The 19,872-nt window shown below is 40.1% G+C and carries 20 protein-coding genes; 11 read left to right on the top strand and 9 right to left on the bottom strand.

Annotated features, from left to right (window positions below; all coding sequences use genetic code 11):
• Positions 1 to 11 precede the first annotated feature (11 nt).
• Genes NXS00_RS01485 through NXS00_RS01475 form a run of 3 tightly spaced genes read left to right on the top strand, consistent with a single transcriptional unit; the run spans position 12 to position 4,302 of the window.
• Positions 12 to 2,558 (top strand): circularly permuted type 2 ATP-grasp protein, encoded by a 2,547-nt coding sequence (locus tag NXS00_RS01485; protein ID WP_258097337.1) that lies wholly within the window; start codon positions 12 to 14, stop codon positions 2,556 to 2,558.
• Positions 2,555 to 3,457, top strand: a complete 903-nt coding sequence (locus NXS00_RS01480) for a transglutaminase family protein (protein ID WP_258097336.1) — start codon at positions 2,555 to 2,557, stop codon at positions 3,455 to 3,457. Before NXS00_RS01485 ends, NXS00_RS01480 begins: the two co-directional genes overlap by 4 nt.
• 53 nt (positions 3,458 to 3,510) lie before the next feature.
• The gene (locus tag NXS00_RS01475; RefSeq protein WP_258097335.1) at positions 3,511 to 4,302 is read left to right on the top strand and encodes a DUF2797 domain-containing protein; all 792 of its coding nucleotides are present in this window, start codon (positions 3,511 to 3,513) and stop codon (positions 4,300 to 4,302) included.
• Positions 4,303 to 4,325: 23 nt separating this feature from the next.
• Here the strand turns inward: NXS00_RS01475 and floA are convergent, their stop codons facing one another.
• On the bottom strand, positions 4,326 to 5,219 hold the full coding sequence (gene floA, locus NXS00_RS01470) for a flotillin-like protein FloA (protein ID WP_258097334.1): 894 nt from the start codon (positions 5,217 to 5,219) through the stop codon (positions 4,326 to 4,328).
• 352 nt (positions 5,220 to 5,571) lie between these two features.
• Here floA and NXS00_RS01465 point away from each other — a divergent pair, with 352 nt between their 5' ends.
• Complete coding sequence (locus NXS00_RS01465) at positions 5,572 to 6,339, top strand: hypothetical protein (protein WP_258097333.1); 768 nt, start codon at positions 5,572 to 5,574, stop codon at positions 6,337 to 6,339.
• A gap of 41 nt (positions 6,340 to 6,380) precedes the next feature.
• Here the strand turns inward: NXS00_RS01465 and NXS00_RS01460 are convergent, their stop codons facing one another.
• On the bottom strand, positions 6,381 to 7,379 hold the full coding sequence (locus tag NXS00_RS01460) for a metal-dependent hydrolase (RefSeq protein WP_258097332.1): 999 nt from the start codon (positions 7,377 to 7,379) through the stop codon (positions 6,381 to 6,383).
• A 112-nt stretch (positions 7,380 to 7,491) separates the two neighbouring features.
• Here NXS00_RS01460 and NXS00_RS01455 point away from each other — a divergent pair, with 112 nt between their 5' ends.
• Both NXS00_RS01455 and NXS00_RS01450 read left to right on the top strand, forming a co-directional pair.
• The gene (locus tag NXS00_RS01455) at positions 7,492 to 8,679 is read left to right on the top strand and encodes a CHASE2 domain-containing protein (protein ID WP_258097331.1); all 1,188 of its coding nucleotides are present in this window, start codon (positions 7,492 to 7,494) and stop codon (positions 8,677 to 8,679) included.
• Positions 8,680 to 8,808: 129 nt separating this feature from the next.
• Positions 8,809 to 10,428: a GH35 family beta-galactosidase gene (locus NXS00_RS01450; protein WP_258097330.1), complete on the top strand. Its 1,620-nt coding sequence runs from the start codon at positions 8,809 to 8,811 to the stop codon at positions 10,426 to 10,428.
• Between the two features lie 46 nt (positions 10,429 to 10,474).
• On the opposite strand, the gene NXS00_RS01445 is transcribed toward NXS00_RS01450, so the two are convergent.
• The 3 genes from NXS00_RS01445 to NXS00_RS01435 all read right to left on the bottom strand — a co-directional run bounded on the left by NXS00_RS01445 (position 10,475) and on the right by NXS00_RS01435 (position 12,298).
• Positions 10,475 to 11,323 (bottom strand): hypothetical protein, encoded by an 849-nt coding sequence (locus tag NXS00_RS01445; RefSeq protein ID WP_258097329.1) that lies wholly within the window; start codon positions 11,321 to 11,323, stop codon positions 10,475 to 10,477.
• 5 nt (positions 11,324 to 11,328) lie between these two features.
• Complete coding sequence (greB, locus tag NXS00_RS01440; RefSeq protein ID WP_258097328.1) at positions 11,329 to 11,865, bottom strand: transcription elongation factor GreB; 537 nt, start codon at positions 11,863 to 11,865, stop codon at positions 11,329 to 11,331.
• Positions 11,866 to 12,055: 190 nt separating this feature from the next.
• Complete coding sequence (locus tag NXS00_RS01435; RefSeq protein WP_258097327.1) at positions 12,056 to 12,298, bottom strand: SEC-C metal-binding domain-containing protein; 243 nt, start codon at positions 12,296 to 12,298, stop codon at positions 12,056 to 12,058.
• Between the two features lie 727 nt (positions 12,299 to 13,025).
• On the opposite strand from NXS00_RS01435, the gene NXS00_RS01430 reads away from it, so the two are divergent.
• Together NXS00_RS01430 and NXS00_RS01425 are read left to right on the top strand one after the other, a co-directional pair.
• Positions 13,026 to 13,568 carry a hypothetical protein gene (locus NXS00_RS01430; protein ID WP_258097326.1) on the top strand — a complete coding sequence of 181 codons (543 nt, stop codon included), beginning with the start codon at positions 13,026 to 13,028 and terminating at the stop codon, positions 13,566 to 13,568.
• Positions 13,569 to 13,935: 367 nt separating this feature from the next.
• Positions 13,936 to 14,577 (top strand): YceI family protein, encoded by a 642-nt coding sequence (locus NXS00_RS01425; protein WP_258097325.1) that lies wholly within the window; start codon positions 13,936 to 13,938, stop codon positions 14,575 to 14,577.
• A 269-nt stretch (positions 14,578 to 14,846) separates the two neighbouring features.
• Here NXS00_RS01425 and NXS00_RS01420 read toward each other — a convergent pair whose 3' ends face one another.
• The 3 genes from NXS00_RS01420 to NXS00_RS01410 form a co-directional block, all read right to left on the bottom strand.
• Positions 14,847 to 15,311, bottom strand: coding sequence for a BP74-related protein (locus tag NXS00_RS01420; RefSeq protein ID WP_258097324.1), 465 nt, complete (start codon positions 15,309 to 15,311; stop codon positions 14,847 to 14,849).
• Between the two features lie 356 nt (positions 15,312 to 15,667).
• Positions 15,668 to 16,408, bottom strand: coding sequence for an SDR family NAD(P)-dependent oxidoreductase (locus tag NXS00_RS01415; RefSeq protein WP_258097323.1), 741 nt, complete (start codon positions 16,406 to 16,408; stop codon positions 15,668 to 15,670).
• A gap of 78 nt (positions 16,409 to 16,486) precedes the next feature.
• Positions 16,487 to 17,053 carry a Crp/Fnr family transcriptional regulator gene (locus NXS00_RS01410; RefSeq protein ID WP_258097322.1) on the bottom strand — a complete coding sequence of 189 codons (567 nt, stop codon included), beginning with the start codon at positions 17,051 to 17,053 and terminating at the stop codon, positions 16,487 to 16,489.
• Between the two features lie 485 nt (positions 17,054 to 17,538).
• Here NXS00_RS01410 and NXS00_RS01405 point away from each other — a divergent pair, with 485 nt between their 5' ends.
• From NXS00_RS01405 to NXS00_RS01395, 3 genes are read left to right on the top strand one after another with little or no spacing between them, the layout of a single operon-like run.
• On the top strand, positions 17,539 to 18,102 hold the full coding sequence (locus NXS00_RS01405) for a Crp/Fnr family transcriptional regulator (protein WP_258097321.1): 564 nt from the start codon (positions 17,539 to 17,541) through the stop codon (positions 18,100 to 18,102).
• 43 nt (positions 18,103 to 18,145) lie between these two features.
• Positions 18,146 to 18,685, top strand: a complete 540-nt coding sequence (locus NXS00_RS01400; RefSeq protein ID WP_258097320.1) for a RidA family protein — start codon at positions 18,146 to 18,148, stop codon at positions 18,683 to 18,685.
• Between the two features lie 34 nt (positions 18,686 to 18,719).
• Positions 18,720 to 18,866, top strand: coding sequence for a hypothetical protein (locus NXS00_RS01395; protein WP_258097319.1), 147 nt, complete (start codon positions 18,720 to 18,722; stop codon positions 18,864 to 18,866).
• 83 nt (positions 18,867 to 18,949) lie between these two features.
• Here NXS00_RS01395 and NXS00_RS01390 read toward each other — a convergent pair whose 3' ends face one another.
• Complete coding sequence (locus tag NXS00_RS01390) at positions 18,950 to 19,864, bottom strand: helix-turn-helix domain-containing protein (RefSeq protein WP_258097318.1); 915 nt, start codon at positions 19,862 to 19,864, stop codon at positions 18,950 to 18,952.
• Positions 19,865 to 19,872 lie beyond the last annotated feature (8 nt).

Raw genomic sequence — 19,872 nt, 5'->3', positions numbered from 1 at the left:
TGATGCATTAAATGATCAATTCATATTTACAAGAAATACAATCCAGTGATGGCAAGTTTCTGGATGAACTGTCTACACGTGATGGACAGATCACCCCAAAATGGGTAAAACTGGCCAATTATTACGAAACAGTCGGTTCCGAAAAGGTAGCAGAAGGATTAGAGCAGGTAAGTCGTCAATTACGTGAAAATGGGGTTACTTATAATCTCTATGGTGATCGTGATGGATTGAATCGACCATGGAATTTGGATCCAATACCGATGGTGTTTGATGCCAAAGAGTGGGAGTTTATTGAGCGTGGACTCAAGCAGCGTGCTCATTTACTGAATCTCATACTGAAAGATATTTATGGCAGCCGCCAGCTTATTCGAGACGGATTGATTCCATTCGAATTGATCTATCATCATCAGGGTTTCTTACGAGAAGCGGATAAAATCATGCTCGATTCGGAGTTGCAGTTGATTCAATATTCCGCGGATTTGGCCCGAGGCTCCAATGGACAAATGTGGGTGTTGGATGATCGAACAGACGCTCCTTCAGGAGCAGGCTATACTTTGGAGAATCGTGCAGCAATGACCAGAGTATTTCCTGAATTGATTCGAGAGAATGAAGTGCAGAAAATCTCTTCGTATTATCAAACGCTGAAAGACACTCTAAGTCAGCTCTCATCTACTAATATTGAGAATCCAAGGATCGTCATGCTGACTCCTGGTCCGGCCAATGAGACTTATTTCGAACATGCCTATCTATCTTCATTCATGGGCTATACGCTGGTTGTAGGAGAGGATTTGACGGTCAGTGATGGACATGTATGGCTGAAGACCATCAAAGGGCTGGAGAAAGTGGATGTGATCATCAGGCGTGTGGATGATGTCTTTTGTGACCCGTTGGAATTTAAAGGTGACTCACAACTTGGTGTTGTTGGTTTGATGGAAGCGGTGCGTCAAAAGAATGTATTGGTCATCAATCCATTAGGTGTTAGAGTATTGGAAAACCCGGGCTTAATGGCATTTCTGCCCAAACTTTGTCAACACATTTTAGGAGAGGATTTAATTCTTAATTCGGTGGCTACCTGGTGGTGTGGACATACCAACGAAAAGAACTATGTCATTGAAAATATCGACCAATTGGTCATTAGAAGTATCAATGCTTTTGGTGAAACAGTATTTGGTGGCAACCTGAGTTCGTCTGAAAAAACGGATTTAATTAATCGCATCAATACGGATCCATATTTGTTTGTAGGTCAAGAAGTTGTGGACTTTAGCACTACACCTTCATGGATCAATAATAAGTTGGTTGCTCGTAATGCGGTGTTCCGAGGTTTTATGGTGGCTGATGTGCTGGAAAAGGATTATCATGTGATGCCAGGAGGACTTTCTAGAAGTGCTCCAGAGCAAGGCGTCTTTTTGGTTTCCAATCAATCAGGAAGTATCAGTAAAGACACCTGGATTACCGGTAAACGTACAGATATTGTAGCAGATAATCCTGTTATTTCTCCTTCCAGAAAGCTCATGCGACAACTGCATGTGATGCCTAGCAGGACCGGTGAGCGCTTATTTTGGCTTGGTCGATATATGGAGCGGTCAGCCTATACCATTCGTCTGATGCGTATGGCGCTTTTGGCCTATAACGAAGCGGATGAGGACATTCACGTACATGAAGATGTAGTGCTATCGGCTTTATTGGTTAGTTTGACTAATCTAACTGGAACAGGCCCTGGTTTTACCGAGAAACGCACCTTAAAGAATCCTGAAAAAGAGCTTTTGTCGCTGAATACTGACATTTATCGTATAGGAAGCTTAGCGCATAGTATTCAATCTTTCTTATCGAATGGTTACGCTACTCGAGATCGTCTGAGTTTGGATACCTGGAGAATTCTGGAAAGTGTTTCTAATGAATTGAATAAAGTACGAAAGAACAATGCCTCACTTATGGAGGTATATGATGCGTTGGATAATATGGTCATTCGAATGATGGCTTTCTACGGCTTGAACATTGACAATATGACCAGAACATCTACCTGGCATTTGCTCAATATGGGACGCTTCCTGGAGTCATCGGGTAACTTCTGTGTCCTTTTGAGGTCTTTGTTGTCTAAAAAGTACGATATGGAAACCGATAAAGAGCTTTGGGAAAATACCTTGCGAAGCAATGAGAGTTTGGTGACCTATCGCTATCAGTACCGATCGAATTTAGAATTACGAAGTGTATTGGAATTGTTGCTAATCACAGAGAGTAATCCACGTTCTTTGGTATACCAGGTGTTGAAAATAGATAATCATTACCAGGAGATGGTGTCCAAGGAGTTTGGGCATTCTACGGAATTATCCAACATTCGCAAGAAGCTGTTGGAAGCTGTAACCAAAATTCGTCTGGTGAATATAGATCAGCTTTGTACCCTCAATGAAAAGAAGAATAATTATCCGTATCTAATTGATTTCCTGAATGATATCGAACGATTAGTTAGAGAAGCTTCAATGCTAATTAGTGAGGAGTTCTTCAATCATACCAGTAGTCGTTTTATGCGTATTCAAACTGCTCAGCTTCCTGAAATATGAAGTATCATATCACACATATCACGGATTACGTTTATCAGTCACCTTCTTCATTGTGTCACAACACGATGGTGCAAACTCCTTGTGATTTACCGTTTCAGCAGGTAGAGAGCTTTGAGCAAACTATTGAGCCATCGCCTCAATACATTCAGTCAACCAAAGACTTTTTTGATAATGAAAAGGTCTATTTTTCGATTGAAAAGACACATTCTAAATTGACGGTTACCAGTAAGAGTGTAGTTACGCTTTCCAAACCGAATTGGATGGATGTTGTTCCTTCAGAAACACAGCCCTGGGAAAAGGTGCAGCAGTGGTTACAGACCACTGAGGCCATGAACGATATTCGCCAGTTCTATTTGCCTTCCAAGCATGTAGAGTTTCCAACAGGCATTCAGGAATATGCTCGTCAGTCCTTTTCTGAGGGAAGACCTATCATGGAAGCCATGTTGGACTTGAATCATCGAATCCATTCAGATTTCACCTTTACTCCTGGATTTACGGATATCAGCACACCAGTTTCGAAAGTATTCGAAACCAAGAAAGGAGTCTGTCAGGACTATGCCCATTTTACGATTGCCTGCTTAAGATCTATTGGTTTAGCTGCTAAATATGTCAGTGGTTATCTGGAAACATTGCCACCTCCAGGTAAACCTAAAATGGTTGGGGCTGACGCGTCACATGCCTGGGTTGCTTTGTACATACCAGGACTTGATTGGGTGGAGTTTGATGCAACCAATGATTTGCTGGTTAGTGATATGCATGTGCGAGTGGCTTTTGGGCGTGATTTCGCTGACGTGACGCCACTAAAAGGGATTATCTATAGTGCAGGCAATCAAATGATGAAAGTTAGCGTAGACGTGCGTAGACCAGAAGAATTGGATCAGTTGAAGCAGTCCGTTTAGAATCGTTTCCATAGTTTTGCGGCTCACAAAATTCACAGAAACCCACAATTGATATGTACCAAGGAGTATTGAAGAAAATGAGAACGGAATTCGGTTCACCAATCAACTATTTCTTAATGCTGGAAAATGAGGAAATACATATTAATGAATTGCTGGATAAAAACATTCAAATCAAGTTTGAGGGTTATCAGTGTCTGAACTGTGGAAGTACGAAGAAGATCTTCCGAATGGGGCATTGCTATGACTGTTTTTACAAGATGCCACAAACAGCTGATTGGGTGATTAGACCTGAATTGTCACAAGCACATCTGGATATCGAAGACCGGGATTTAGACTATGAAAGACAAGTGCAATTACAGCCTCATATTGTTTATTTAGCGTTATCCAGTTCTGTGAAGGTAGGAGTGACAAGAAAGACGCAAGTTCCAACTCGTTGGATTGATCAAGGTGCATCTAGTGCTTTGGAGATTTTGGAAACACCGAACCGATATCTTGCTGGTGTTGCTGAAGTTGCTTTAAAGGATTGGTTTACAGACAAAACCAACTGGCGAAAAATGCTTCAAAATGAAGTCGCTGAGGAAGATTTGTTTGAAATCAGAGAACAAATCATCGAGCATCTCCCGGATGAAGTGCAAGAATACTTTCTGGAGAATCATGAAGAATACTGGGAACTGGATTATCCTGTGTTGCAATACCCTCAAAAAATAAAAAGCTTGAACCTGGAAAAAACTCCGTCATACCGGGGAGTCCTAAAAGGAGTGAAGGCTCAATACTTCATTTTTGAAGACAATACCGTTTTCAATGTACGTGGAAATGAAGGGTTGGTGGTGTCATTGGATATTTAAGGCCAAGACACCTGAGTTCTCCATTAACCTCTAATCAATTGTCCTTTGCGATAAGCATCTGATAATGCTGCTGGTATGGAAGCTTCTGCATCAATCACCGCTGCTCTTGCTTTTTGTATTTCAGCCATCATTTCTTGTTCGTGGGCTACAGCCATAGCTCGGCGTTCCTCTGCCTTTGCATGAGCGATTTCTAAATCAGCTGCCGCTTGATCGATTTGTAGCTTAGCACCAATGTTTTGTCCAATATTGATGTCAGAGATGTCAATTGATAAGATCTCGTAGGCTGTTCCTGAGTCTAATCCATCCCTCAAAACACGTCTAGAAATGACTTCAGGCTGTTCCAACACGGTTTTGTAACTAGGAGCTTCACCCATACTGGAAATGATTCCCTGGCCTACACGGGCTTTGATGGTTTCCTCTCCAGCACCACCAACTAACTGCTGGATGTTTGTTCTGACCGTTACTCTAGCTTCAGCGATTAATTGGATGCCATCAGCCGAAACACCGGTAATAGACGGAACGATGATCATGTAAGGAGAAACGGAAATTTGCAATGCATCCAGTACATTTCTTCCTGCCAGATCAATTGCCGTTGCCTGTTGAAACGACATTTGTAAGTTGGCTTTATCCGCTACGATCATGGCTTTTATCACATTGGTAAGATTGCCGTTGGCGAGATAGTGGGTTTCCAACATTTGAGTGGTAATTCCCGGTATTCCGGCTTTAGTCGCTAATATGAGTGAATTAACAATTAAGTGCGGTGGCACTTTTCGGAATCTCATGAACAGCAACTCCATCAAATTAACGCGAACACCCGAAAAAACAGCGGTTACCCACAATCCTACAGGGACTAAATACAAGAACAGCCAAAGGCCAAAGGCAACAAGCGCGAAAATGATAATGAGTTGTGTTGTCATAATTACAGCTTAGGTCACCTGATGGAAGTTGATCAAGCGCAGACCGAAGGTAACGCTATTTTCATATTAGATAGGAGGTACGTTGAATTATCTTTTTCGAGTTAGGCTTAAGGTCCATCGGTAAGAGATTCAGCTACCTACTATCAGTCCGTTTTCAGTAAGTATATTAATTGAATAATATCTCAGGAATTGACTACAGTGTACTATACAAATAACGGATTGTGTTATTCTACTTAAGTATCCAATTTAATCTGTTGATATTCATATAGTTACATGTGATATACCTCTAAAGGGGTATTGAAAGCTTATGTATAAGCATCTAGATTCGATTACATTTCAAATATTAAATCACATGAAGACACTTTCATTATTTTTATTACTTGCCTCCTTATGTATTCCAGTATTCTCGCAAACTCTAAAAGGAGTAAATTTTGCAGAAGGTGATTCAGTTGAGGTGAAGATTTTTCTTGATGGAAACCTGAGAGGTATTGCTAATGGCGAAAATAATTCCGATGAAACAACAAATGCTAGTGGAATGGTTGGGCTGGAAGTCGCATCAGATAAATCCGTAATTAATTTAGCGGTTAATATAGCTTCAAGCATTGATAGTATCGGTACTAACTTTGGTTCCATCGTTTTAAACCCATATTCAGGAAGAAGTTTTCAAAGTGGATTGTTAGATGTAAGACTAAAGCAGTTTCCCTTACACACCTATTTTTCAGTATCCAACTTGTTTTTTAAAACAGAATCAAATAGAGAAACTGCTTCCATACTTTACTATGGGGCTTCATATTATCACTCTATTTTTTCAGGGGATGTCGGGAATAATAAAGTTGAAGCATTTTGGGAGACGGGATTAGGTTTTAGACATATTTCAGGAAATGCAGCAAACAATTCTGACTTTTATCAAGAGATTTTTAAAACCGACAGAAAGTTTTTTCCGGGATTAGAAGGAGGGATTCAAATTGGATTTAATGATTTAACAGCCGGAATTCAAGTGTATTATTTACTAGATGGAGACAAAGACCAAAATATAAATGACATCAGCGGCCTACAAATAACTGGTGGAGTTGGTTTTAGAGGTGCCTTTTTTAAAGGTAAGGCTAAGAAAAAAGAATAACCCGGGAGTTTAAACAGGAATGTAGTTTGTGAATTTGCTAGCTAATTCCCCTTGACCCGTGTCCATAGTTCGCCGAGCATTTTTCGAGCATTTCGAGGGTCTTTTTCTACTTCATGAAGTGTGACCAGACCTTGAGCATCTTGCTTGATTTCATATTTGAACACAAAGTCTGTGGAACCTGGCTGAGTTGTCAATAAGCCAAATCGAAAGTCATTGAAATACAAAGAGCCGTTTTCTTGAGTGATGATGAACCAACCTTTTGAAATGTAAATCATTCGTTGGATTTGCTCATTATCCTTCAAGTCGCCCAATAAGTGGTGGTTTTTCTCATATACCTGAAAGGATACAGGTTTTGAATCCAGGAGCGAGTAATCTGCCAAGAAGTATGCATCGCCCGTATCAATGTTAGCATTCCATAAAATGGTATTGAAGGCGGCCGGACGCGTATTCATATCCACATAATTGATGGTTTGACTTTTCAATGCTTCTTTGAACTGGAAATAGGTGTATCCTTTCAACATAACCGTTAACATGAGATAGCCAGAACTTATACCGATTCCCCAAAGATTCCATTTTCTACGCTTAGGATTACTCCTTTTGTAAAGCATGGCCATGATCACACAGATCAAAAATGGCAAGGTGTAAAGCGGATCCACCACAAAGATGGTTTTGAAAGCTAAACGCATATCAAATGGCCAGAACAACTGCGTTCCCCAGGTGGTGTAGGCATCTAGAAGTGGGTGTGTGACAAACCCCCAGAAAAACAACCAAGTCCAGTCTATTAGACTCTTATGTTTTTCATAGCGAGAAACAAGCCAACCAAAAACTGGGGCGAATAATACCGAGAAAACGATAGAGTGCGTAAAGCCTCGGTGAAATTCCAGTGATCGGCTCGTATCCAGAAAGTGTGCAGACAAGACATCTAGATCAGGAATGGTTCCTGCAAGGGCTCCATAAAGCATGGCTTTGTTGCCAACTTTTCTGCCTAAAACCACTTCGCCAACAGCGGCACCTAAGACTATTTGGGTTAATGAATCCATTTAATTGATTGGTCTTCCAATGAGTTATGCAAAATAACAGGACTTTTTCAGCTAATAAACTGTCTGCCAATTTTACTCAATGCATTAACTTGAGGGCATAATTAGATCGCCTATGTTTAATGCTAAGTTGTTCTTCGAATCCTTTTTAGCAACTATTTTGGTATTCGCAGTATTGGGGATTTTTTCGATCTTTCCATACGACATCAAATTCCTAAATCCGATTAAAATCCTCATGAAGGATTTTAAGTACACAGACATTTATTATTCCAAACTAGCGGATAAAGACAAGCCTGTCAATAATGAAATTGTCATGGTGAATATTGGAACGATGGATCGTATGGGTATTGCGGCAATTCTAAATGGCTTGCAACAGGCAGAACCTGCTGTAATAGGAGTGGACATCATGTTTTACGGCCAGCATGATCCTGATTCGGACATGTTTTTGAAAGAGGAATTGTCCAAACCAAATGTGGTGGTAACTAGTGTCCTTCATGATGAGGAAGAAACCCCGTACATTTTAACCTCTCATAGTTCTTTTGGGGATTTAAATTACGCTTATGCCGATTTAGTAGCAGGTGATTCACTCAATTCAACCATTCGCGAAATCATGCCCTTCTATGATGATGGGGAATATTATGCAGAAGCTTTTACCAGTAAAATTCTGGAGATGTATGATCCGGAAGCATTTAAAGACCTGGAAAATAGGGGAAATGAAATAGAAATCATTAACTATTACGGTACGTATAAGCAGTTCGTAGATTATGAAGGAGAGCAGATTATCTATGGAGAGTTTGACCCAGAGACGATTAAAGATAAAATTGTACTGCTGGGTTACATGGGCAATTTTGTAGGGGATGCCTCGAACCTTGAAGATTTCAAGTACACACCGTTAAATCATGAAGTGGTGGGGAAGAGTATACCTGACATGCATGGACTAACAATTCATGCGAACATCCTTACCATGTACATGCACCGTCAGTATATCGACAAGATGCACACAGCCGCGTCCTTCTTTTTGGATTTCATTGTGTGCTACGTTCATGTGGTGTTGTTCATGTTTCTGTTTGTGAAAATGCACCTGTGGTATCACTTGTGGGCCAAGGTAATTCAGTTTTTAACAGCGGTGGTGCTGATTTATATCTTGTTTTACTTCTATGAGATGCATCACTATTTGATCAATGCGACGCTTATCCTGATTACGGTGTTGATTTCAGTAGATGTGCTGTATTTGTATGAAACCTTAGCAGTCGTTGCTTACAAACGGTTTGGCTGGAAAAGCTACTTTATCCATGAGCATTGACATGGCTCGCTAGGTATGAAAATATAAACTTTGGTGGTTGATTTGTCTTTTCCCGGAAGACATGTTTTCGTTCATTTTGATGTTACACATCATATAGTTAGTTTGACTATAAGATTAATCATCAATTGAATGCATCCTACAACAAAGATCATCATCCTATCTATCCTGGTATTATCTTTTCAATATGCCTATTCACAGGGCAATTGTCCATATTTGGCTGTACAGGGAAATAAACAGCATTTAGTCGTAGATGGAAAGCCCTTTATCGTTCGTGGAGGTGAATTAGGTAATTCGTCTTTTACCAGTGTGGAATACATGAAACCACATTGGGCCACCTTAAAAGAGATGCATTTAAACACGGTATTGGCTCCTGTCTATTGGGAGTTGATAGAGCCGAAAAAAGGTCAATTCGAATTCGGTTTGTTGGATGAACTTATTCAGGAAGCTCGAAACAATGATTTAAAGCTCATCTTACTGTGGTTTGGCTCCTGGAAGAATAGCATGTCCAGTCACGTGCCTGCTTGGATTAAAACCGATCAATCGATCTATCCTCGAGCGGTAGATGAACGAGGCAATAGTCAAGAGATCCTAACTCCATTTAGTCAGGAAAATTTAGAAGCCGACAAGCGTGCTTTTGTGGCGTTAATGAACCACCTGAAAGAGATTGATTCAAAGGATCAAACCGTGATCATGGTACAGCCAGAAAACGAAATTGGAATGTTGCCTTCAGCCAGAGATTATCATGATTTTGCCAATGCAGCTTTTAGTGAAGAGGTGCCCGTGGAATTATTGACGTATCTGCAAGCCAATAGAGAGGACTTAGTGCCAGAATTCAAAGCGTTATGGAAAAGGAATGGCTACAAAACCGAGGGGAATTGGGAAGAGGTATTCGGTGCGGGATACCAAACCGATGAACTATTTATGGCCTGGCATTTTGCTCAATACACCGAAGAAATTACGAAAGCAGGAAAAGAAGCTTATGGTCTTCCGATGTTTGTCAATGCGGCATTGATTCGTCCAGGCAAGATTCCCGGAGAATATCCAAGTGCCGGTCCGTTACCTCATTTGATGGATATCTGGAGAGCCGGTACACCGAGTATCGACTTTTTCAGTCCTGATTTTTATAACCCAGATTTTGAATATTGGAATGACCTATATACACGGCAAGCAAATACTCTTTTCGTGCCAGAACATGCTTTTGATGGTACTGTAGGAGCGAAGGCATTATTCACTATTGGGCATTATGAAGGTATTGGATTTTCTCCTTTCAGTATTGAGAATGGAGTCAGCAATCAACTAAAAGGAGCTTATAGCGTGCTGGAGCAATTGGAGCCTCTAATTGGACAAAAAATTGGTCAAAATGCACTTGAAGGCGTGTTGTTGGATGGAAGCAAAGTGATGACCACCGTGGTATTGGGTGACTATGAGTTTTCGTTTAAAAACAGTTATACCCTGGGTTGGGAAGCAGGAGCTAGTAAAGAAGTGTGGGATTCTGGAGGAGCATTAATACTTCAGGTGGGTCCTAAAGAGTTTTATATTGCAGGATCAGGAGTTGTAGCAACTTTCAAAAATTGGAAGAACAGATCAAAAACAGTTGGCATTTTGAAATGTGAAGAAGGAAGGCTCGAGAATGGTCAATGGCAAATTATCCGACACCTGAATGGAGATCAAACACATCAGGGACGACATGTTCGGATTTCTCACGACCAATATTCTATTCTACGAGTACAGTTGTATGAGTATGATTAAACTGATTGGATATTTGATTTTAATCGAAAGACAGTCTGCTATTTCTTCACTTACGAATTGTGTACTGATAAATCTTGATTGGTTTTTTACCAAAGCGTTCACTGATGGATATGAATCCACCTAATGGATTCCAACATATCGCTTCACCAAGAGGTTCTCTACGGTAGCGAATGTTCTTGCTTTTAGTTGTGGTAAGTCGTTTAGCAGCGTTTAGTTGTTTTCGTGCTTTCCAATAAAATACATGTCCATAGTTCTTTAGTAGTATATCTCCCTCAGGGCTGATATCTCCTCCGGTGATCCATTGGTGGTTGATACGTCCAAATGGAGCCACAGTCACACTCGAATCTTTAAATGGGAAGCTATAAACATAGGTCCTAAGCTCTCGCTTGGTCACAATAATCAGCTCATTGGTTTGCTGATCATACATTAAAGTTTCAGCATCTCTGGGACCATTTGTATAACTCAGATGCATGATTTCTGCAGTTACTTCAAACTCCTTATCTATCGATTGAGGTTCACGAATCTTATAGACCTGAACATTCTCGCGGAGCCTTCTATTGTTTCCAATATCTCCAATGTAGAGATAACTCACTCCGTTTTCTTGTCCAATGGTAAGATCTTCCCAGTCTCTGTTCTTAGCATTGGTTATACTCACTTTTGATTGTATAACCCCGAATGTGTCAATCAAGTAAAGATAGGGCTCGTTTCCACCATCGTTATGCACCCAAAACAGTCCCGGATGGAAACTGCAAGGAGCAATGCCGCTAATTTCCGATAGTTCCTGATTTTCAATCATTCCACTCGATGCTCTGTGATAGCGAATAGCGCAGGAAGAACAAATCAGTACTACAAGTATGATAAAGTAAGATCTGAAGCTGGTGAATTTACTCTTCAAAAGGCTTAAGACTTGGTTTCAGGAGATCCTTTATCGTACTCGATGCTGTTAATCTTCCAGGTGAAATTGGCAATCTTGGTTTCTACAATTACTTCATCACCTACTTGCTTTTGATGTAATGCTTGAGCCATAGGGGAGTCCATCGAAATGTAATCTTTGTTGGTTGTCAACTCTTCATAACCGACAAGCCGTAAGCGTTTTTTGAGCTTTTTCTCCAAGTTTTCAATCTCTACCCAGGCACCAAACATCACTTTGCCTTCTTGCTTGGGGTTGTAGTCGATTACCTGAAAGTCATCAATGCATCTGCGTAAATACAGTAATCGTTTATCAATTTCACGAAGACGCTTTTTATTGTAATGATAATCCGCATTTTCAGATCGATCACCAAGACTGGCAGCCCAGGCAACCTTTTTGGTGGTTTCTGGTCGTTCCACTTTCCATAAGTGATTGTGCTCTTCTACCAGGCGATCCATTCCTTCTCGTGTGATTAACTTGGATCGATTGAGCTTCGGAAGAGTAGATTCTGGAATTTTACGACGCATAGGGGGATTATTCTTGGTTCTAAAACTGATTACAAAGTAACAAAATGTTCTTGTGATATGTCACCAGAATTGTTGGAAGACACCTGTCTGCTCTTTGGTCGTACAACAACATAGGCGTATTGATCCGTAGATCCTACATTCTCCTCAGTAGTTAGATCTTTCAGTTATGTTTTACCGAAACCTTACGATGTTAATGATAATGTCCATGTTCCTCAGACCATACTTTACCTGCTGGTGCCTGACCATTGGGTCTGGTGGATTTTTGAGCAAAAAATAAGCTATAGGTGGCAATAGCTAGAAAAGCAAGCAGCAAGCCGATGTAAAGAAGTGATTTGTTGTTGAGTGTTTTGGATTTCTCAATGGAAGCATGGCAGTTCTTGTATTTCTTGCCACTACCACATGGACAAAGATCATTTCTACCTACTTTTTTCATAACATCAGGGTTTGTTAAGCGGGAATTTAGAGAAGAATGTATATACATCAAAATCATACTCGTTGATTTAATGAACGACATAGGTGTAGTCAATACTTTCGATTCAGGTTTTTGACTGATGTTTAGAAATCCTATGCCTTCACGCTTTTATGGGTTTTAAGGGATCTGCAAACGCAGGAAGTTCTTCTTTGACTTATGAGGTATACATGCGGATAAATACAAGTCTGACAATGGCTCGCATTTTTTACTATATTCGCTACATGGGTAGTTGGATCCTCCGTATACTTATTTTACTAATCTCTGCCAATGTCGCCTATGGCACGCAGGGAGATATCTATGCGGACAAGATACAAGCGCTGTTACAGGATCCTGATACACATATTAGCTATAGTTTGTCAAGTAACAATGACTTGTTCTTTTCGACTAAATGTAATACACCGACTAAATCAAGAGGCTTTATTAAACCTCTTAGAAGTCTGCAGAATTGGGAGGGTATCGGATGTATTTGCTTTAAATCGCTCCAAATAATTTCCACATGCAGTAATCAAGAGGAGTTGATTTTTATCACGGTCCAAATGACCCGTTGGATGGTCTTTCCACATCATTTCTTTTCTTAGTAAGAGGTTCCAAAAAAGGTTGCTGGGAGAATGATTGTTCTTCCACTTTTTTCCCTAAAGTAAAGGGAATGATTCATCTTATTATATCCTCTTATCCTTAATAAAAGCTCATGATAGATCCAATGTTACAAATGTATCTTATGGCTAATGTGTTTGTTGTTGTAGTCATTCTACTTTTTTGGAGAGTATTCCGTAGGGTTATTAGTATTTCCTCATCCAAACATGTTGATGAGAAGATGGGGTATCAAAGAGTAAAACGTATTCGTTCGGTTTATTGGGTAATATTTTTCCTTTTTGTTTTCATGGTCGTTGTTTATTCGGTACTTCCCGATTTGTATTTTTTGTTTTTTCCACTCGATTTATTCCATCACCCATTGATCAATGGGATTGGGATATTGATTATCAAATTGGCTATTGTTGTGATCATCGTCGCTCAGCTTCATATTGATAAAGAACTATTTAAATATAGTAGAAATATCGAAAGCCTTGCTGTGATGGAATTGGTGTATTATTCAGAGAGAATGCTGCTCGTCGGCATGCTGTTTTTCTTTCTGGGTGTTGCTATTACGATCACCAATATCATTGGTTTGGTATTAACTGCTTCCAGTGGGATATTTTACCTTAAAACTGATTTGCATAAACATTCATCTTGATTTGGGTACTGATTAGATGTTATGCTGTGTGGGTCTTAAGAGACTCTGCGCTTATTACATGTACAATCTATTAATATCATATCAATTGCTTCAATTGCTTGTTGACATGGATTTGTTCATACGTGCCTTTGTTAGTTTTAATTGAATTTTACACATTTACAGCAAGTAAACAAGTATTAAGAAGAATCTATTATGACCAGAGGTGAGTTACCCAGGTAGAATGCAACTATTGATTTTCACTGATCGATAAGAACGCTTCAATAATAATCAAGCACCTTTGTGGACAGGTTTGTGAAAATATCCGAACTTAATACTCATATTTTCCCTTGTCTTATTTTAAAACCATCATTCAAACTTTGAATTGCATATGAAAAAACTAGGAATTCTTTGCCTTGGTACTGTACTATTGACGGCAGCTTGTACTACTTCTCCAAAGGAAAGCTCCTCCGCTCAGGAAGAAACAACCGAAGTAGCATCGACTGACAACTCATACGCTATCGTGGCAGGCAGCGCTAAAGCGAATTTTACAGCTTATAAAACCACTGACAAACTACCTGTGGGAGGAACATTCAAAACCATTAACATCACCAAGTCTGGTGAAGGAGAGACTGCTCTGAAGGCACTGGACGGTACCGAATTCAGTATTCCGGTAAGCAGCCTTTTCACCAATGATGCTACGGGTACAAGAGATCCGAAAATTTTGGAGTTTTTCTTCGGCGTGATGACCGATACAGAAAACATCACAGGAACATTTAAGCTAGGAGAAAATGACTCTAGCTCCATTGAAGTAAAGCTAAATGGTGTGACCGCCAGCATTCCGCTGACCTACGAAGTATCGGGTGATGAATATACCTTTAAGGGTGTAATGGAGCTTGAAAACTGGTCTGCACTGGATGCTGTAGCCTCTATCAACAAGGCGTGTGAAGCACTGCACACAGGATCAGATGGCGTGAGCAAAACATGGAGTGAAGTAGCAGTGGAAGCCATTGTGACCGTATCAAAAAAATAAGAAATTCATTGGAGCAGGTATTTAGATCTGCTATTGTTATTTATTAAGAAAGGCCGTCGGTAGATGGCCTTTCTTGTTTTGAAACCTACCTTCGCCACTTACTAGGAAGGGATGAATTTCCTATGAATCTTACGACTGCAGAGTAGTAGGGAAAGAATTAGAAGAAATCATGACAGCAGCCTGACAATCAATTCAGCCATTCGTTCACCTGGTTGAAGGTTTATCAATTCACCTGGAGTGAGCTGACAGCTTGCTCCGGCTATGGGTTTTTAGTCAAAAGTGATTTCTTCCAGTACCCGATTGCTCCATCCTCCGTATCGTTGTACGTTTTCGAGGTAATTTCCGAGCTCCGCATCACTGTAAGCACAGCCATCATAGATCTCAACGCTCATTTCTACAAGCTCCCAATCATCTTCTTTCAGATGCCAACTAAAGTGGTGGGAGGCATTGGTATTGTATCCACCAGAGCCATTTGCTAACAGTCCTAATGGAAACAAGTTTCGCTCATCAAAAGGTACAGCCAATTGATCCAGGCACTGCTGTATGACATTAGGGTCAGCCGTTGCAGCTATAAAACTGGTGTCCTGCCAGTTACCATGATTTTCTGCTGGACAACTGCTAAACCTGAAGAAACGCCAATCCTCATTCATTTCGATTTTTTCCGTGTCATCTTTTTTGCATCCTGCCAGCATCAGCGTGGCTACTGCAATTACCAATAGTTTATTCAATAGCATATTGGAAATTGGTCATCCAAAATATTCTATTGAACATTGACGAAATAATTCTTGAATGAAGAGTTATTTGTCAGGTGATGACGAAGCTACGCTTGTCACATCCTAATTTTACATCATGGGGTAACCGCTACGGCTGACCTTCCTGACATTCGCTGGCTGGCGAATCGTCAGCCCTTCTGGCAAATCATGCTTTAATGCATGATTTGATTCGAATAATCTAGTTTTATTTTGAGTGTTTTACCTCAACAGCGTTGGCTGGTTGACGATGGCGTGTCTTATCCTGGCTCGAGCCAATCAGGCACAAATCACTGTTTTTTATGAAGAAATTGCGTGTCAACGAACTTTCTGTTCTTTTACTACCAGGGTATTTCTCCTGACTTTGGATTGGTTTCTTCACTGAAAAACTTTCCAGTAGGTCCATCTTCATCAATCATTGAATACTTAATTACTCTTTTGGCTGCCGTTTCCACTTCACCACCATGACCCAAGGTAAAATCTGTTGCAGTTAAACCGGGACAAACCGCATTAATTTTGAAGTTGGTATCACGAAGTTCATATGCCAAATGGATGGTGTACATATTCAGTGCTGCTTTTGAGGCCGCATAAACTGCATATTTAGCATAATTGTAGGCAGGCCAGTTAGGGTCGCTTTGCAAAGAAAGTGAGCCTACGCTCGTACTCAAGTTTACAATTCTTGGGGTATTAGAATTTCGTAACAAATCCATAAAGGCCTGTGTCACTCTCGCTGTTCCTATCACATTTGTGTCAAATGCGGCCTGAAATTCTTCTGGCTTTGAGGTTAATGCGGTATAAGGTTCACTTCCTCCGTTGATGCCGGCATTGTTGATGAGGACATCTAAAGTACTCGTCTTTTTACCAATTTCTTCACGAGCTTTCTGAACGGAAGTTTCTTCCGTCACATCTATCTGGATCATTTCTACATTTGTTAATCCTTCCGCTTTCAACAGGTTTACAGCTTCTGCGCCATTGTACCTATTTCGGCTACCGATATAAACATAAAACCCATGTTGTAATAAGAGTTTCGCAGTTCCAAAACCTATGCCTTTGTTGGCTCCTGTAACAAGTGCTTTTTTCATTTTTGTCCTTTTTTACGATTTATGAAACAAAGCTGGGAGGATTTAGAATGGTCTGCTTTACCATATGGTAAAAAGCAATTAGCGAATATTTTTTCTGATCCTACTTAAAGATTGTTGGGTAATTCCCAGATAGGAGGCAATGTAGGTCAATGGAATGCGATTGGTCAGGGTAGGGTAGTTTTTCAGAAACTCCAAATAGCGGGTGGTGGCATTTTGTGAAATCACGGGACCTTTTCTAGACTTTTGGTACATACATAGTTGCACCATTTTGTTCTTAATATTGTCCCAGCCTACGATGGTGTGTGACAATTCAATCCAGTCTTGTTTAGAAAATACAATGAGATTACAGTCCGTACAGGCTTGCAAATACTCAGAAGAAACCGTGTTTGCTTCAAAATTGACATAGTCTACTATAAGGCTGTTTTCACTAATAAAGCAACGGGTGACTTCCTCACCTTGATTGTTGTAGTAACATCCCCTTACAATACCCTCTATAACAAACCCAACTTGTTTGGGAGGTTTTCCTGCTTCGGAAAAATAAGCATTTTTTGGGAGCTGTAATACTTTTGATTTTGAAAGGATCAGATCAATTTGTTGCTTGTTTAGGTCACCAAATTGTAAAATATATGCTATCAATTCTTTCATTGGTGCAAGTTGATAAATGCAATATTTGGGTAATTTATCATTTGGTAAAAAGAGCTGGTTTCGATAGGCGATATGAACTCAATAACCTACGTCGTTTTACACTTTAAGCTTCTTCAATAATAGCGAATCGCTAAAGTAGTGGGTTTTGACTTACCTTATTCATTTCCCATTTATCGCCCTGATTTTTATTCCTTTTTGTTTGTCAAAGATGGACTTGGGCAATACTCCATTGATGATCAGCCATTTTAATTTCAACCCCGAACGGTCTAACTCGCCAAATTTGTCAATGGGCAACACCTTTTGGTCAAAGGTGGAGCCAATCAATAAGTCACTTATCATGTGGGTCTAGGAAGGTTAGCAGGATCGCTGGTCCTGCTGATTTTAGTATTCCTTTCGCCTCGTCATTTCTGTGTTTTTTGTAAAACTTATCATGTTAATTTATAGTGAAAAGTCCTAATTTGGCTTTTTTGTTCATATTTAAAGAAATGCATTCAAGCTTACGAAACCATATTGAAAGAGTAGTTGACCTCTCTGATCAGGAGTTCGGTTACCTACTTGCACATTTTGAATATGCGGACTTTGGCAAGGGTGATCTCATTTTTCAAAAGGGCGAACAAGTGGTTCGCGCCTACTACATTGTTTCGGGTTTGGTGAAGCTAATTTACCATGACGAGAATGTAAATGAACACATTGTGTCATTTGCCATGGAGGACTGGTGGGAGAGTGATTTTAATGCCTTTTTTAACCGATCAACAGCGAATTATACCCTCAAGTGTCTGGAGGCAACCAAGGCTTATTACATTTCCATAGAAGGTTATGAGAAAATCTGTAAGGAGATTCCAAAAATCCAGCCTTTTTGGTTTCAGAAGGCTATTGGTGGGTTTGCTAGCTCACAGCGCCGAATCCTTTCCCTACTTACCAACAGTCCGAAGGTAAAGTATGAGCAGTTTTTAAAAGACTATCCGACTCTTTCACAAAGAGTTTCCAAAACTCAGATAGCTGCATATTTGGGTGTTTCGAGAGAGACATTGAGCAGAATTTATTCCTAACCGGACATATTGTGATCCAAATCACCACCCAACCACCAATTTTGTGAGTTGGCGCACAGCTTCATTCTATTCAGGGTCTTCAATTTTGAGGTATGAAATTTTATACATCAGTGAGATGAAAATGAATACACTAATGGTCTTATCCATGTTACTAATGGCAAACCTTTATGCTCAAGAAAATACAGAGAAAATTATGGAAAGAAAAGTGTTTAATCCCTGGACCTGGCAAAATGAACGACAATATGTACAAGCTGTGGAGGTGAAAAATCCTGAAAGCACATTGTACATTTCAGGCCAGACGGCTATTGATACAAATGGCGTATCAAGTACTGCCAACTTTGCTAATCAATTGCTACTGACCATTGCAAATTTAGAAGAAGTGATCGCCAATGCTGATTATAGAAATGCGGATATTACTAGAATTACCGTATACACCGTTTCTTTCGATGAGTTAGGTCAAAACTTTAACATCATTCAGGACTGGATTGCTGAAAATGATATGAAAATAGCTGTCACTGTAGTGGAAGTAAGCAAGTTGTATGAAACGACCTTAGTGGAGATGGAAGCCATTGCTGTGAAGTGAGATTTTAAGGTTTTCCTATCAATGGACATGGTAAATGTCCGCTGATAACCCCATCATCATGGAAGCATTGGTTGTTGAGCTAGTCACTTTCAGTAGTGCAGAAGATCTTCCTTTTTCTTTTAAAGCCAGACTATTCAATAGAATATTAGAAGATGATAATCCAAACTATTCAGCTAACTAATTCCACATTATGGCAACACACCACACTGTTTAACCAAGTCAAACTAGAGGACATGTGAGATCTGCTATTTCCCTGTTGATCCATTAGGTGAATGATCTGCGAAATTCGATCGGGGACTGCTGGGTTTTGTTTTTGAAAAACTTGCTAAAAGACTGTGTGTGTTCAAATCCAAGCTCAAAGGCTATTTCAGTAATGGATAAATTGGATGTGCTTAGACGTACTTTAGCCAGATCAATTAGCTTGTTTTGAATGTGTTGCTGCGTGTTTTGTTTCGTGTGGAGGCGCAACAAAGTGCCCAGATAGTTAGGGGAGATGTGTAACTGATCCGCTATTTGCTTCACCGAGGGGATGCCGTTTTTCAGTGGTTGGCTGCTTTGAAAATAATCATTTAGGACTATTTCCAACCGGTCCAATATGTCATGGTTGGTTTTTTGTCTGGTAATGAACTGACGCTCATAAAACCTCTCAGAATAGATTAATAGTCGCTCCAGTTGCGCAATGATAAGGTCTTGACTAAACTTATCGATATTGGATTGATACTCTGACTTTATGCTCTGAAGAATGTCTACGATGATATGCTCTTCCTTGTCAGACATGAATAGTGCCTCGTTCACAGCATACTGAAAGAAATCGTATGTCTTGATTTTCTTTGCCAGTGTAGTATTCCATAAAAAATCGGGGTGAATAAGTAAAAGCCACCCTGAAGGGTCCACTACAGCACTTGGATCGATTTCTAATTTCAGAAATTGGAGAGGTGATACAAAGGTGAGTATACCATTGTTGAAGTCCAATTGCTGCTGGCCGTAATTGAACCTGGCATTGACATTTCGTTTCAGCCCTACTGAATAGAAGTTTTGAATCCACTTGAGTTCCTTATCATCTACCGGATATTTGACCAGACTATAGTCTATGAGGCTAATCAGCGGATGCTCTGGACCAGGGAGGTTGCAAAACCTATGGAACTCAGCAATCGAATTGAAACGAAATGTCTTATCCATTGGGTCAA

This window comes from Marinoscillum pacificum (genome assembly GCF_024714495.1).
Lineage (GTDB): Bacteria > Bacteroidota > Bacteroidia > Cytophagales > Cyclobacteriaceae > Marinoscillum > Marinoscillum pacificum.
Note: the sequence above shows the minus strand (reverse complement) of the source record. Positions and strands in the feature narration are given on the sequence as shown.

Excerpts from the sequence above, each read along its gene's own strand:
- NXS00_RS01485 (WP_258097337.1), top strand. The coding sequence starts at position 12 with ATGATCAATTCATATTTACAAGAAATACAATCCAGTGATGGCAAGTTT.
- NXS00_RS01480 (WP_258097336.1), top strand. The coding sequence starts at position 2,555 with ATGAAGTATCATATCACACATATCACGGATTACGTTTATCAGTCACCT.
- NXS00_RS01475 (WP_258097335.1), top strand. The coding sequence starts at position 3,511 with ATGTACCAAGGAGTATTGAAGAAAATGAGAACGGAATTCGGTTCACCA.
- floA (WP_258097334.1), bottom strand. The coding sequence starts at position 5,219 with ATGACAACACAACTCATTATCATTTTCGCGCTTGTTGCCTTTGGCCTT.
- NXS00_RS01465 (WP_258097333.1), top strand. The coding sequence starts at position 5,572 with ATGAAGACACTTTCATTATTTTTATTACTTGCCTCCTTATGTATTCCA.
- NXS00_RS01460 (WP_258097332.1), bottom strand. The coding sequence starts at position 7,379 with ATGGATTCATTAACCCAAATAGTCTTAGGTGCCGCTGTTGGCGAAGTG.
- NXS00_RS01455 (WP_258097331.1), top strand. The coding sequence starts at position 7,492 with ATGTTTAATGCTAAGTTGTTCTTCGAATCCTTTTTAGCAACTATTTTG.
- NXS00_RS01450 (WP_258097330.1), top strand. The coding sequence starts at position 8,809 with ATGCATCCTACAACAAAGATCATCATCCTATCTATCCTGGTATTATCT.
- greB (WP_258097328.1), bottom strand. The coding sequence starts at position 11,865 with ATGCGTCGTAAAATTCCAGAATCTACTCTTCCGAAGCTCAATCGATCC.
- NXS00_RS01435 (WP_258097327.1), bottom strand. The coding sequence starts at position 12,298 with ATGAAAAAAGTAGGTAGAAATGATCTTTGTCCATGTGGTAGTGGCAAG.
- NXS00_RS01430 (WP_258097326.1), top strand. The coding sequence starts at position 13,026 with ATGATAGATCCAATGTTACAAATGTATCTTATGGCTAATGTGTTTGTT.
- NXS00_RS01425 (WP_258097325.1), top strand. The coding sequence starts at position 13,936 with ATGAAAAAACTAGGAATTCTTTGCCTTGGTACTGTACTATTGACGGCA.
- NXS00_RS01420 (WP_258097324.1), bottom strand. The coding sequence starts at position 15,311 with ATGCTATTGAATAAACTATTGGTAATTGCAGTAGCCACGCTGATGCTG.
- NXS00_RS01415 (WP_258097323.1), bottom strand. The coding sequence starts at position 16,408 with ATGAAAAAAGCACTTGTTACAGGAGCCAACAAAGGCATAGGTTTTGGA.
- NXS00_RS01410 (WP_258097322.1), bottom strand. The coding sequence starts at position 17,053 with ATGAAAGAATTGATAGCATATATTTTACAATTTGGTGACCTAAACAAG.
- NXS00_RS01405 (WP_258097321.1), top strand. The coding sequence starts at position 17,539 with ATGCATTCAAGCTTACGAAACCATATTGAAAGAGTAGTTGACCTCTCT.
- NXS00_RS01395 (WP_258097319.1), top strand. The coding sequence starts at position 18,720 with ATGTCCGCTGATAACCCCATCATCATGGAAGCATTGGTTGTTGAGCTA.
- NXS00_RS01390 (WP_258097318.1), bottom strand. The coding sequence starts at position 19,864 with ATGGATAAGACATTTCGTTTCAATTCGATTGCTGAGTTCCATAGGTTT.